A 13,202-nucleotide genomic window follows, 5' to 3' on the forward strand; every position below is an offset into this window, starting at 1 on the left:
CCCCCCACCCCCCCCCCCCCCCCCCCGCGGGGGGGGGCCGCCCCCCCCCCCCCCCCCGGCGCCCCCCCCCGGAGCCACCTCCGGCTGAGACCACGACCCGAGACCACGGTCGTGCTACATCGAGGCGCGCAGGTCGTCGGCGACACACCACGATGATCCCCTAGGGTGACGGGCTGAGTACTGCACGAAACAGCCCTCGACGGGGAGACGCCGGATGATGTCCGCACGCGATTCAATGGCCACGAAGCGCGATCCCGATGGTCGGGTGCGGGAGCCGCAGGCCGGTGTCCGAGGTGGGGCGCTGGCCGCCCGGATCGTCGTCGCCGCCGTCCTCGGCGCCCAGATCGTCGCGTTCCTGCTGGTCGGAACGTATGCCCGCCGCGATCCGCAGCTGTGGGGGCTGCCGTTCTTCTACTGGTACACGCTGCTGTGGCTGCCCGTGGGCGCGATCACCATGGCGGCCTGCGTCTGGCTGCTGAGCCGCTTCCCCGCCCACCCCGACCAGGGGGCGGCCCAGGCCACCAGGCCCGGCCGTCCCGGGCCGGCCCGTCGGCTGGGCGAACATCCCCACCACGACCGGGCCGTGCTCGCCGAGCAGCGCGGGCGGGACGCCGCGGACGGACAGGACCGGTGAGCGCCCTCGAAGCGGGATCGGCGCCGGCCGTGGCCACGGCGACGAAGGTGACGGCAGCGGCCGTGGCCGCGGCGGACGCGCAGCCGGGGGCGACGTTTCACGGGGAGCAGTTCGCCGTGTTCGCGGTGTTGTTCGCCGTGGTCGTGGTGCTCGGCTTCTGGGCGTCACGGTGGCGGCGCGGCGGGAAGGAACTCAACAGCCTGGACGAGTGGGGGCTGGGCGGACGACGGTTCGGCGGGTTCGTCGCGTGGTTCCTGATCGGCGGGGACGTGTTCACCGCGTACACGTTCGTGGCGGTGCCAGGGGCGATGTACGCGTCGGGGGCGGTGTCCGGGTGGTATGCCGTCGCCTTTACCACGATGATCTGGCCGATCTTCTTCGTGGTCATGCCACGCCTGTGGGACGTCTCGCGCCGCCATGGCTATGTGACGCCGGCGGATCTCGTCCGTGGCCGGTACGGCTCGCAGACCCTGGCGCTCGCGGTCGCCGTCACCGGGGTGGTCGCGACCATGCCGTACATCGCGTTGCAGCTGGTCGGGATGCAGGCGGTACTCGAGGTGATGGGGGTCGGGGCGGGGGCGACCAGCGGGTTCGTCCGGGACCTGCCGGTGATCGTCGCGTTCGGTGTGCTGGCCGTGTGCACCTACACGGCGGGGCTGCGGGCACCGGCGCTGCTCGCGTTCGTCAAGGATTTCCTGATCTATCTGGTGGTGGCGGTGGCCATCGTGGTGCTCCCCCACCGCTTCGGCGGATTCGGGCACATCTTCGACGCGGCCCAGCACAAGTTCGACACGGCGAACGCGGCCGCCGTCGCCGCCGGACGCAAGCCGAGCGCCACCCTCATCCCGGGTTCGAAGGACCTGCTCGCCTACGCCACCCTCGCCCTCGGTTCGGCGATGGCACTGTTCCTCTACCCACATTCGATCACCGGGGTGCTGTCGACCCGCTCCCGGAACGTGATTCGGCGCAACGCCGTCGTCCTGCCGCTGTACGCGGTGCTGCTGGCGTTCATCGCCCTGCTCGGATATGTCGCGATCGCCGCCGGGGTGCACACCACGAACCCGAGGCTCGCGATTCCGCTGCTGTTCGACCACGAGTTCCCCGCCTGGTTCGCGGGGGTGGCGTTCGCGGCGATCGCCGTCGGCGCGCTCGTACCGGCGGCCATCATGTCGATCGCCGCGGCGAACCTGTTCACCCGCACCATCTACGTCGGGTATCTGCGCCGGGACGCGTCCGCCGCCGAACAGACCCGGGTGTCGAAGGTCGCCTCGCTGCTGGTGAAGTTCGGCGCCCTGGTGTTCGTCCTCGGCCTCGACACCCAGAACTCGATCAACCTGCAGCTGCTCGGCGGCGTGTGGATGCTGCAGACCTTCCCCGCCGTCGTCCTCGGCCTGTGGCGCCCCCGCCTGCACCGCTACGCGCTGCTCACCGGCTGGGCGGTCGGCATGCTCTACGGCACGGTGCAGGCCTACCACCAGCACAGCCTGGTCGCGAAGCACTTCGGCGGCGCGCTGGCCGTGGTCCCGGGCCTGGGCCGCACCGGCTACATCGCCCTGACCGCCTTCACCCTCAACCTGGCCATCGCCGTCGCCGGCACCCTGCTGCTCCGCGCCCTGCGCGTCCCCAACGGCCAGGACCTCACCTTGGCCCCCACCCCCACCGTGGACGACCATCCCACGCGCCCCGGCACCCTGGTGGGCGCCCAGGCTTCGCCGCGGAACGTCGCCCCGCTCCCGGCCGCCATTCCCACCACCCGGCCCGGCCAGCCCACGACCGTCATCCACCCCGCCAGCACCCCGCCTTCCGCCGCGGGCACCTCCCACCACACCGGCGACCGAGAGCAACCCGACCAGTAGCCCGCCACCCAGACCAGCGCGGTCTGCGCCATCCCACCCGCCAGAGCCCACGCCCGGCCGATCCGACCCGTGGATGGTGGCTGTCCGCGACCGGATGGGCGCCGCGCACACTGGAGGTGAGGGCCGGCCCGCTGGCTGGCGCGCACAGGGGGAGGACGGGCATGGCCGCGGTGGAGGACAGGAGCTCATCCGACGGCCTGGCACTCGACGATCGGCTGGTCGGGGACGCGCAGGCGATGGCGGACGACCTCGTGGGGCTGCGTCGACGGCTGCACCGGGAGCCGGAGATCGGGCTGGCGCTGCCCCGCACGCAGGAGAAGGTGCTCGCCGCGCTCGACGGACTGCCGCTGGAGATCACCCTCGGTCGGGATCTGACCTCGGTGACCGCCGTCCTGCGCGGCGGCGCGCTCGCACCGGACGAGGCGCCGGTGGTGTTGCTGCGTGGCGACATGGATGCGCTGCCGGTGCAGGAGGGGACGGGGCTCGCGGGGGCGTCCGGTGTGGCGGGGGTGATGCATGCCTGCGGGCATGATCTGCACACGGCGATGCTGGTGGGGGCGGCCCGGTTGCTGTGTGCTCACCGGGAGCGGCTCGCCGGCGATGTGGTGCTCATGTTCCAGCCGGGCGAGGAGGGCTGGGAGGGCGCGCAGCACATGATCGACGAGGGTGTGCTGGTGGCGGCGGGACGGCCGGTGACGGCGGCGTACGCGCTGCACGTGTTCTCCGGGGTGCTGCCGGCTGGCAGCTTCGGGGCGCGGGCGGGGGCGATCACGTCCGCGTCGGCGATGCTGCGGGTGCAGGTGCGGGGGCGGGGCGGGCACGGGTCGATGCCGCATCTGGCCGCCGATCCGGTGACGGCGGCGGCCGAGATGGTGCTCGGGCTGCAGACGATGGTGACCCGGCAGTTCGACGTGTTCGACCCGGTGGTGATCACCGTGGGGGTGCTGCGGGCGGGAACGCGGCGCACGGTCATCCCGGACGAGGCGATGTTCGAGGCGACGGTGCGGACGTTCACCCCGGCGACCGCCGACCGGGTGGAGGTCTGCGCGCGGCGGCTGCTGGCCGGGATCGCCGCGGCGCACGGCGTCGAGGTGGACGTGGCGTTCGTGCCCGAACGGCCGGCGACGGTCAACGATCCGGTGCGGGCGGCCCTGGCCGCGCGGGCGGTCACGGAGACGTTCGGCGCCCAGCGTTACGTGGAGCTGGCCCATCCGCTGGCCTGCTCGGAGGACTTCTCCCGGGTTCTCGCGCACGTGCCGGGCAGTCTGATCGCCCTGGGCGCCACCCCGCCCGGTGTCGATCCGCGCACGGCGCCGATGAACCACAGCCCCCGCGCACAGTTCGACGAGGCTGTCCTGCCCGACGGCGCCGCGCTGTACGCGGAACTCGCCCTGCGCACCCTCGGCGCCACCGCCACCAGTGCCGCCAGCAGCGGCAACGGCATTGTGGGCACCGGCGGCTGACCTGGGAACGGCTCGGACGGCGCGCCGGTACACCCGGAAAAGGGCTGCGGCCATGCCATCATGAGACGGTCGCCGCTCTTGCTGTACGGGCCGGCGAAAAACCGTTGACAGCCGACCACCGACGAATAAGGAAGACAGATTGAACGATCAGGTGATCTCCCTGGTCCGGGACTATCTGGTCGCCTATCCCAGGGAGGCCGAGACGCTGGCCCCGCTGCTCGAGCTCGCGGCCACCGATGTGCCCGTCACCTCCCGCGGCACCCTGCCTGGCCACGTGACCTGCGGGGCGATCGCGGTGGACATGACCTACCGGGTGCTGCAGATCCACCACCGGGTGCTGGACCGCTGGCTGTTCCCCGGCGGGCACGTCGAGGCCGAGGACGAAACCCTCGAGGCCGCGGCGCTGCGGGAGCTCTCCGAGGAGACCGGTGTGCAGCCCAGCGCCGTCCGGCCACTACGCGGTCTGCCCATGGACATCGACGTGCACACAATTCCCGAGAACGCGACCCGCGCCGAACCGGAACACACCCATTATGACTTCCAGTTCGTTTTCCAGATACAGCGGTCAACCGGGCCGGGAACGGTGGACCTGCGCCTCGACGAGGTCATCGACCACCGCTGGATTCCCGTCTCCGACCTGCACCATCCCGCCAGCCGCCGCATCACCGCCATGCTCGCCGGCTGAGCGCCCACCCGGCGGCCACACCACCGACCAGCCGACGCCGACGCCGATACCGACCTCGGCCTACCGTGCCTCGGCGTGCGGCGCCTCGGCCCGTGCGCCTCAGCCGGTGGTGAAGGCGGTGGCGTGCTCGGCGGCCCAGTCGGCGAAGGTCAGGGACGGGCGGCCGAGGATGGCCGGCACGACATCGTGCACGGGAGCCGGGATGCCGTCGGTCGCGGCCTGGTAACCGAGCAACGTGTCGGCGAGACCGGGCCAGGCGCCCGCGCCCATCGCGGCGAGCATCCGCTCCTTCGCCTGCGCCGGCGACTCGACCGCGAGCTGCACGGGACGACCGATGGCCACGGCGATCAGCTCGAGCTGATGCCGCCGGGTCAACGACGCGGGACCGGTCATCGCGTGGATGGCGCCGTCATGCCCGGGCGTGAGCAGCGCGGCGGCGGACACCGCGGCGATGTCACGCTCGTGGACCGGCGCCGAGTGCGACTCGGGATACGCCTCCCACACCGGCTGGCTGGCCCGGATCGCCGCCGCCCAGCCGAGCGCGTTGGTCGCGAACGTGCCGGGGCGCACGAACGTCCAGGAAAGACCGCTGGCGGCGATCGCCTCCTCCACCGCGGTGTGCCGCCGGGTCAGCACGTTCTGCTCACCGCCCGGCCCGGCCGCCCGCTGCGCCGACAACGACGACAGCAGCACGATCCGCTCCACCTTCGACGCCAGCGCCGCCGCCAGGAACCCGTCGATACCGGCGGGCTCCGCGTACAGGAACACCGCGCGCACACCCTCGAGCGCGGCCGGCACCGTCTCGGGCCGAGCCAGATCGAGCGGGACGACCGGCACCTCGCCGACCCCGGCCACCCGCCCCGGCTCACGACTGGCGATGCGCGGCGCCTCACCCGCGGCGATCAGTTCACGCACCAGTGCCCGGGCCACTCCGCCGCGCCCACCCGTTACCAGAATCGTCATGGCATGCAGCCTTCCATCGACCTCTGACAGTTTTCTCCGGCCGCGGCTTTCTCCGTCCGCGGGGCGGCGCGCGACGTGACGCCCGCACGTGCCAGCGTGGCAGTTGATGTCCACTTCAGGTCAACAGACACGGACCGGCGGCCAGGACACGCCGGCCCCTGTCTCCGCCCGCTCCCACCAGCTTCCGCCGACGCAGGGGGCACCACTGGGCTGGCAACTACCTCTCATATCCGATTGAACCCTCCCTTGACGGTCATAACGGACGGACGTCCGAGAAGCCTCAGGGTCGAGGAGATGATCTGGTGGGTGTCCGCAAGGTGCGCAAGGTTGTCGATCGCGGTCGGGAGGTCGTACAGCCGTCGGTCCGGGTGATCCGGCCGGGGCTCGCGGGCTTCCGGAAGTTCCTGATGCGCGGGAACGTCATCGACCTGGCCGTCGCGGTGATCATCGGTACGGCGTTCACCGCGGTGGTCAGGGCGATGGTCGACGATCTGCTCACGCCGCTGATCGCCGCGGTCGGCGGGAAGCCGGACTTCGCCAACCTGTCGTTCACGATCCATCACAGCAGGTTCCGCTACGGACTGTTCCTCAACAGTCTGGTGACCTTCCTGTTCGTGGCCTCGACGGTGTACTTCGTCGTGGTCCTGCCGATGACCAGGGCGGCCAAGCTGCGCAGGCGCGGCAGGTCCGAGCCCGAGGCGACGCCGGTGATCAGTGACGAGGCCCGGCTGCTCGCCGAGATCCGGGACCTGCTCACCACCGCCGCGACCCCCCAGACCACCCAGACCACCCAGACCACCGACGGCATCGCGACCACCCAGGCCGCCCGGAGCGCGCAGGCCGCCCAGGTCACCCGCGTCCCCGAGCCCGCCTCGTCCATCGGATCCGGGGAGGGGCAGCGGGCGCGCGGCGGAATCGGCGAGGATGGGTAGGTGTCGCATCCGTTGGAGAATCCTGTTCGGGCCGCCCTGCTCGGGCCGCAGGCGCATCTCGCCGAGCGTCACGGCGCGGTCCTGCGCTTCCCGCCCGACGTCTGCCCCTTCCTCGGCCTGCCGGACGAACCGGACCTCGCCGCCTGGCATGACGCCGCGCACCTGCTCGGCCCCGGCGCCCTGATCCTCTACACCCTGGACGCGACGCCACCCCCGGGCTGGGAGGTCAACGGCATCGGCACCGGGGTGCAGATGATCGACGTCTCGATGCGGGCGGCGCCCGATCCCGAGGCCGTCCGGCTCACCGCGGCCGACGTTCCCGAGATGCTCGACCTGGTGGCCCGCGCCAAACCCGGCCCGTTCCTGCCCCGCACCATCGAGATGGGCACCTATCTGGGTGTTCGCCAGGGCGGCACGCTGGTGGCGATGGCCGGTGAGCGGATGCATCCACCGGGGTGGACGGAGATCAGCGCCGTGTGCACCGATCCCGCCCAGCGGGGCCAGGGGCTCGCGGGCCGGCTGGTCCGCGCGGTCGCCGCCGGCATCCGGGCCCGCGGTGAACGCCCGTTCCTGCACACCCTGGCCGACAACACCAACGCGATCCGGCTGTACGAGCGGCTCGGTTTCGAGATCCGCCGCACCGTCGCCTTCCGCGCCGTCCGCATCCCCGTCAGCGCACCGGCGCCACGTCCCAGCGAGGCGGACGAGCCGGTCGCCTGAGCCCGGCCACGCCCGGACGGGCCGGCCAGCGCTGCCACCCGGGTAACGCTGCCACGCGGGTGACGCGGTGGTGGCCCACGGACGGGTCCAACCGTGCCGGACAGCCCGGGTGGTGGACGACCATCGGCCCCTGACCGGTGGGCCGGTCCCGCCTTACGGTCGAACCGGACGTCGTCGAACGGCCCCACCGCCCCACCGCCCCGCCGTCCTGGCGCGAGGCGGCGTGGCGCCGGTCGGCGTCGGGGGTGGTGCGGATGCCCATCCAGCGGACGAGGGGAACACGCGATGACATCGGCGAACGTGGGCGGACGCGGTACCACCGCGAGCAACGGTGAGATCATCACGAGTGGTCGGGACAGTACGGCCGTCACCCTCGACCATGCCGGCGGTGGGGTCCTGCCGACCTCGACCTGCCTGTGGCTGCTCTCCGGGGAGCAGGTGGGGCGGGTGGCGTTCCGCGCGAACGGCGAGATCCTCGTGCTGCCGGTCAACTACGTGCTCGACGGCGACGCGATCGCGTTCCGCACGGCGACCGGGTCGAAGCTCGCCGCGGCCCTCGACGAGGACGCGGTCGGCTTCGAGGTCGACGGGCATGACGCGGCGGCCCGCGCCGGCTGGAGCGTCCTGATCAACGGGCGTGCGGTGCAGGTCAAGGACCCCGACACCCTGGCCCGGCTCGAGGCCACCGGACTCACCCCCTGGGCGGACCGGATCGATCATCCGCACTGGGTGCGAATCCACCCCGAGACGATGACCGGACGCGTCGTCGCGCACTCCTAGCCTCCTGGGTAAAACCACAGAAAGCGGACGATCGCGGGCACTTTCGGTGGTTTGTCAGAACGGGGACGTACCCGCACCCCGTTCGCTCCCATCCGCCCGATCCGGTTCCGGATGGACGGCCGGATTCACCCATCAGAATCCGCTGACCGCCCGCACCACTTCCGCGACGGACGACGATAGCGCCCGACCGCTCCGATCACTCGGCGGGTATCCGCCGATGTCCGAGCCGCCCGCCGCGGCGCCGCCCGCGGTGCGCGTGTCCCGGCACCGCGCTCCGCGATGCGCGCACCTCGCCCGACGGCTCCCCCGTGCCCGCCCGGGCGGCGCGGGTCACCCGCGGGACGCACCACGGCCCGCGTCTCACACCCGCGCGACATCCGCGCGCCGCGACTCGTCCGCCACCACCCACGCGCGACGGACCACCCATCGAACACCATGGAACACCCACCCAACGCCACCCACCCACCGTCCACCCGGCGTGGACCCACGGATCACCCACCGTGCCGAGGTGGGCCCCGACCAGGTTTCCTGGCCCGCGGTCGTCACCCGTGCCAACACCACCAGGTCAGCCGCCCGCTCAGGCCGCTTCGACGAGCATGCGCGAACCGGAGCTCGGAGCACGGAACGCCCACAGAAACATAACAATGCAAAGGGCCTTCCGCGCGAATCACCGGCCGCGAACCGACATCATCGAACGACGGCCAGCGACCAGAACGCGCCCCTTGACCGCGCACCACGCGACACTTTCTCCGCACACCTCCCGACACCTTGTGCGAAATTTTGTTCGGCCATTCACGGTGCTTCTCGCACCATGCTGTCCGCATTGCCGGCGCTGACGGTTCGGCGCCGTGTTGGCCGGCCGCACCCCATCGTCGCCGGATAACCCGCTGACGGGCCTTCGCGAGTTCGGTATACCGCCGTCGAAAACGGGCCGTCCACAGCCGTGGCCATACTCGGACCTGGCCAGGATCCGCACCGCCACCCGTCCCACGTGGCACCGCTTCGTGCCTGACTGGCACCGCTCCCGAACAGCCGGACGCCAGCCAGGCGGCCCAGAAGCGCCAGAGCGCGCCGACTGGACCCGATGGTCAGGACGTCCATGCCCACCAGGCATGGAGGCCGTGACGGTACAGCCAGGGGCCCTGCTCGGGCTACGCCGTCCACCACTGGGCATCCACCGGACGGGCCTCGGTCCCAGGTGAGCCCCGACCGGCGGGCGCGGGCCGCGCGCACCGTGGACGCACGCCGGATTCCCGTGCAGACGACCGGGCGTATGCCGACTGCCGAATGAATGCGCATCCGCCGTCCGCCGATACTCCCGGGCAACGAATTACAATCCAGTTCCAGGTCACCGGCAATCCGCCAGCCGATGGTGGCGGCGTCCGGCCCGCACATCCGGGCAGGTCGAGCGGGAGTCGCCGTTGGGGGGACCATCCCACGGTTCATCGGCGGTCGGCGTCTGTTCTCGCACATCGCCGGTTCGGCCATTGACGAAACGACCGGAGCGCGGGATAACCTTTTCGATGTAGCCGACCGCGGTGGACCGGCGATGCACGCTCAACCGGAAGGAGTGGGAGTGCCAGGACGCCCACTTCTGCGGCGGGCCGGGCCAGCCGCGGTCACCCACAAAGGTGGTGTACGGCTGATCTTAAGTCCGGTCCCCGGACGAATCCGCCGGCAGGGCTACGACGGTCTGCCGGCGGCAGGCGGCCAAAGGGGCCGGGTACTCCGGAGTGGACAGGGAGAGGAGCACGATGGCCCCAGTGGTATCGGATCCAGCAGCGATTCATGCCCGCCCGCCGCGGGCGATGAGCGCCGCCGGCTTCGACCGAGCGTCGGGTCCACTGACCGCTGACGAGCTGCCGACCGACGCACGATCCCAGAAGGAGCGGGTCCGGCTGGCCCAGCTCGAACTGCTCGAGCTCAGCGCCCAGCTCACCACACCGCACCTACGACGGCGGATCCTGCGCATCTACTCGCTGCTGCGCACCGAGCCGACCGCGCCGACCCCCGCCAAGCCACCGCCCTTCCGACTCACCCTGCGGGAGATGGAAGTGCTCACGCTGGTGGCGACGGGCTGTTCCAACGGCGAAGCCGCCGAGCAGCTCACCATCCAGGCCGAGACCGTGAAAACCTACATGCGCAGCATCATGCGCAAAATGGGCGTGCGCAACCGAACCGCGGCCGTGCACACCGCCCGCCAGATCGGCCTCCTCGACTGAACCGCGGCTGGGTCCCTGAACCACGGCTGGGTCCCTGAACCACGGCTGGGTCTCGGCCGCGCGCACGCTCCGGCACACCCTCCATGCCGGATCGCCCACCACCACGCACCCTCGCACCCGGACCGCCCGCGCACTCACCACCCCAGCCAGGCGCGGGCGCTCCGGCGCGGCACATGCGAGCCCTCTCCCGCGCACCCGAGCCACCCCGGCCGCGTGAGACGGCCTCCCGGTCCAGGCGGAGCCGTCTGGACCGGACGGAACCCGGTCTAGTCCAGGGAGGTGAGGCCGAGGTGCTCGCGCAGGGTCGAGCCGGTGTACTCGGTGCGGAACACCCCCCACTCCTGTAGCAGCGGCACGACCGTGTCGGCGAACTCGTCCAACCCGCCGGGGGTGATGTGCGGGACGAGGATGAAGCCGTCGCTGGCGTCCGACTGGACGAAGTGGTTGATCGTCTGCGCGACCGTGTGCGGTGAGCCGACGAACTGCTGGCGGCCGCTGACCTCGATCACCACCTCCCGCAGCGAGAGCTTCTTGGCCTCGGCGAGTTCCCGCCAGGCCCGCACCGTCGCGACCCGGTCATCGAACATCCGCACGCTCGCCCGCCCCTTGGAGACGGTGTTCTCCCCGGGCAGCGGGTCGACCGACGGGAGCGGTCCGTCCGGGTCGAAGCTGGTCAGGTCCCGGTTCCAGAGCTGCTCGGCGTACATGATCGCGGTGGCGCCGCTGACCTGCTGGCGGCGGATCAGCGCGGCCCGCTCGCGTGCCTCGGCGTCGGTGTCGGCCAGGACGAACGTGGCCGCCGGCAGGACGACCAGATCCCGCGGCGAACGGCCGTACCTGGCCAGCCGACCCTTGATGTCGGCGTAGAACTCCTGGCCCGCCTCGAACGCGCTGTGCCGGCTGAAGATCGCGTCGGCGCTCGCGGCGGCGAACTCCCGTCCGGCGTCGGAGTCACCCGCCTGGAAGATCACCGGGCGGCCCTGGGGGCTGCGCGGGACGTTGAAGTGGCCCTCGATGTCGAAGAACGCGTCGTGGCGCGCGAAGGCACCCGGCCCGGGCGCGCGCAGGAACCGTCCCGCCGTGGCGTCGGCGAGCACCTCGTCGCGCCGCCAGGAGTCGAACAGCTCCAGCGCCGTGCTCAGGAAGCTGCGGGCCCGCTCGTAGCGGTCGGACTCCGCCAGGTAGCCGCCGCGGCGGAAGTTCTCGCCGGTGAACGCGTCCCAGGAGGTGACGACGTTCCACGCCGCCCGTCCGGCCGACAGATGGTCCAGGCTCGCGAACTGGCGGGCCACCTCGTACGGCTCGTTGAACGTCGAGTTGATGGTGCCGGCGAGCCCGAGATGCTCGGTGACGGCGGCGAGCGCGGCGAGCACGGTGAAGGTGTCCGGCCGACCCATGACATCAAGGTCGTGGATGCGGCCGTTCTGCTCCCGCAGCCGCAGCCCCTCGGCGAGGAAGAAGAAGTCGAAGCGGGCCCGCTCCGCGGTACGGGCCAGGTGCACGAACGAGTCGAACTCGATCTGGCTGCCGGCGGCGGGATCGGCCCACACCGTCGTGTTGTTCACCCCGGGGAAGTGCGCCGCCAGATGGATCTGCTTGGTCGGCCGGCTCATGAGGGTCCTCCGCGGTCGGTCGTGGGTGACTACCGGACGGCCGGTCAGCCCCGGCCAGGCGGGCGGATGCGGGGTGGCGCACCAGCCCGGAACGACCCGGCCCACCCCGGACGGCGAGACACCATCGTGGACGGCGTGGACCCGCGCCCCTGCGATCAGTGGCGGCGACAGCGGCTGGTGGAGGTTCGGCAGTAGTCGATGCAACGGCGGCACGTCAGAACGGCGGAGGCGCCCACACATTCGACTCTGCGAGGCCGTCCGGATACGGTCAACCCCTCCCCCCGTGAGCTGCGCCACGGGGATAACCCGGACGAACGTCGCTCCGCATCCCACCTGACCTGCGGGTAATTCACCCAGGCCACATCAGGATATGAGATGTGCCACTTGGACTGCCGGTTGGCGGGGCGGGTGCCGCCGTGTTTCGGTTCGTGCATGCCGGCTCTGCCGCCGCTCGTCCAGCGACGCCACATCGACCTGCTCCTGGTCGCGGCCTCGCTGTGTCCCGGTGCTCACCCCGGCCACGCCGGCCACTGAGGCCCGCGGCTTCCCCGCGCACGTCGTCCACCCGGTACGTCGTCCACCCGGTACGTCGTCCACCCGGTACGTCGTCCACCCGGTACGTCGTCACCCGAAGCGGCGTGGCCGCCAGGACGCGTCTGGTTCGGGCGCCGCAGCAGCACGTCCACTCGAACGCCGCGTCGTGCCGTGTCCCGGCGTGTCCGCGGCGTGGACCCGCCTGGAGGCGAGATGACCACCAGCACCGACACCCTGCTCGACAACGCCACCCACTACGCGCGCGCCTTCAGCGCCGGCGAACTGCCGCTGCCCCCGAAGCTCGGCGTCGCCGTCGTGGCCTGCATGGACGCCCGGCTCAACGTCTACGGCCTGCTCGGCCTCCAGGAGGGGGACGCGCACGTCCTCCGCAACGCCGGCGGCGCGGTCACCGACGACGAGATCCGCTCCCTGGCGATCAGCCAGCGCCTGCTCGGCACCCGCGAGATCATCCTGATCCACCACACCGGCTGCGGCATGCTGACCTTCACCGACGAGCAGTTCAAGGCGCAGATCGCCGAGGACACCGGCATCCGCCCGGCCTGGTCCGTCGAGACCTTCACCAACCTCGAGGACGACGTCCGCCAGTCGATCGCGCGCATCACGGCCAGCCCCTTCATCCCGCACCGGGACAAGGTCCGCGGCTTCGTCTACTCGGTCGAGAAGGGCACCCTGACCGAGGTCCACTGACCCACCCCGCGCCGCCGACGCATGTGTCAGCACCGCGGGCAGGGCCGCGCGGCATCCGTCCTCGTCGGTCATTCGATCGAGGCGCGGTGTCG

General features: G+C 71.7%; 11 protein-coding genes. 9 read left to right on the plus strand and 2 right to left on the minus strand.

The window, feature by feature from the left end:
* The first annotated feature begins 265 nt into the window (after positions 1-265).
* From MXD59_RS05535 to MXD59_RS05550, 4 genes are all read left to right on the plus strand, one after another.
* Positions 266-634, plus strand: a complete 369-nt coding sequence (locus MXD59_RS05535) for a DUF3311 domain-containing protein (protein ID WP_248823712.1) — start codon at positions 266-268, stop codon at positions 632-634.
* Entirely contained in the window at positions 631-2,490 is a 1,860-nt protein-coding gene (mctP, locus tag MXD59_RS05540) for a monocarboxylate uptake permease MctP (RefSeq protein ID WP_248823713.1), read from the plus strand. Before MXD59_RS05535 ends, mctP begins: the two co-directional genes overlap by 4 nt.
* A 161-nt stretch (positions 2,491-2,651) precedes the next feature.
* Complete coding sequence (locus MXD59_RS05545; RefSeq protein ID WP_248823714.1) at positions 2,652-3,953, plus strand: M20 metallopeptidase family protein; 1,302 nt, start codon at positions 2,652-2,654, stop codon at positions 3,951-3,953.
* Between the two features lie 139 nt (positions 3,954-4,092).
* Positions 4,093-4,638 (plus strand): NUDIX hydrolase, encoded by a 546-nt coding sequence (locus MXD59_RS05550; RefSeq protein WP_248815584.1) that lies wholly within the window; start codon positions 4,093-4,095, stop codon positions 4,636-4,638.
* Positions 4,639-4,737: 99 nt separating this feature from the next.
* Here the strand turns inward: MXD59_RS05550 and MXD59_RS05555 are convergent, their stop codons facing one another.
* A complete protein-coding gene (locus tag MXD59_RS05555) occupies positions 4,738-5,601 on the minus strand; it encodes an NAD(P)H-binding protein (RefSeq protein ID WP_248823715.1) in 864 nt (287 codons plus the stop codon).
* A gap of 302 nt (positions 5,602-5,903) precedes the next feature.
* On the opposite strand from MXD59_RS05555, the gene mscL reads away from it, so the two are divergent.
* The 4 genes from mscL to MXD59_RS05575 all read left to right on the plus strand — a co-directional run bounded on the left by mscL (position 5,904) and on the right by MXD59_RS05575 (position 10,255).
* A complete protein-coding gene (mscL, locus tag MXD59_RS05560) occupies positions 5,904-6,533 on the plus strand; it encodes a large conductance mechanosensitive channel protein MscL (RefSeq protein WP_308301651.1) in 630 nt (209 codons plus the stop codon).
* Positions 6,534-7,253, plus strand: a complete 720-nt coding sequence (locus tag MXD59_RS05565) for a GNAT family N-acetyltransferase (RefSeq protein WP_248823716.1) — start codon at positions 6,534-6,536, stop codon at positions 7,251-7,253. It abuts the gene before it with no gap.
* 285 nt (positions 7,254-7,538) lie between these two features.
* Entirely contained in the window at positions 7,539-8,033 is a 495-nt protein-coding gene (locus tag MXD59_RS05570) for a pyridoxamine 5'-phosphate oxidase family protein (RefSeq protein WP_163549412.1), read from the plus strand.
* A gap of 1,754 nt (positions 8,034-9,787) precedes the next feature.
* Positions 9,788-10,255, plus strand: a complete 468-nt coding sequence (locus MXD59_RS05575; RefSeq protein WP_248815588.1) for a helix-turn-helix transcriptional regulator — start codon at positions 9,788-9,790, stop codon at positions 10,253-10,255.
* A gap of 266 nt (positions 10,256-10,521) precedes the next feature.
* On the opposite strand, the gene MXD59_RS05580 is transcribed toward MXD59_RS05575, so the two are convergent.
* Entirely contained in the window at positions 10,522-11,868 is a 1,347-nt protein-coding gene (locus tag MXD59_RS05580) for an NtaA/DmoA family FMN-dependent monooxygenase (protein WP_248823717.1), read from the minus strand.
* 747 nt (positions 11,869-12,615) lie between these two features.
* Here MXD59_RS05580 and MXD59_RS05585 point away from each other — a divergent pair.
* Positions 12,616-13,110 carry a beta-class carbonic anhydrase gene (locus MXD59_RS05585; RefSeq protein ID WP_248823718.1) on the plus strand — a complete coding sequence of 165 codons (495 nt, stop codon included), beginning with the start codon at positions 12,616-12,618 and terminating at the stop codon, positions 13,108-13,110.
* Positions 13,111-13,202 lie beyond the last annotated feature (92 nt).

It is taken from the genome of Frankia umida, from assembly GCF_023242945.1.
Taxonomy (GTDB): Bacteria; Actinomycetota; Actinomycetes; order Frankiales; family Frankiaceae; genus Frankia; species Frankia umida.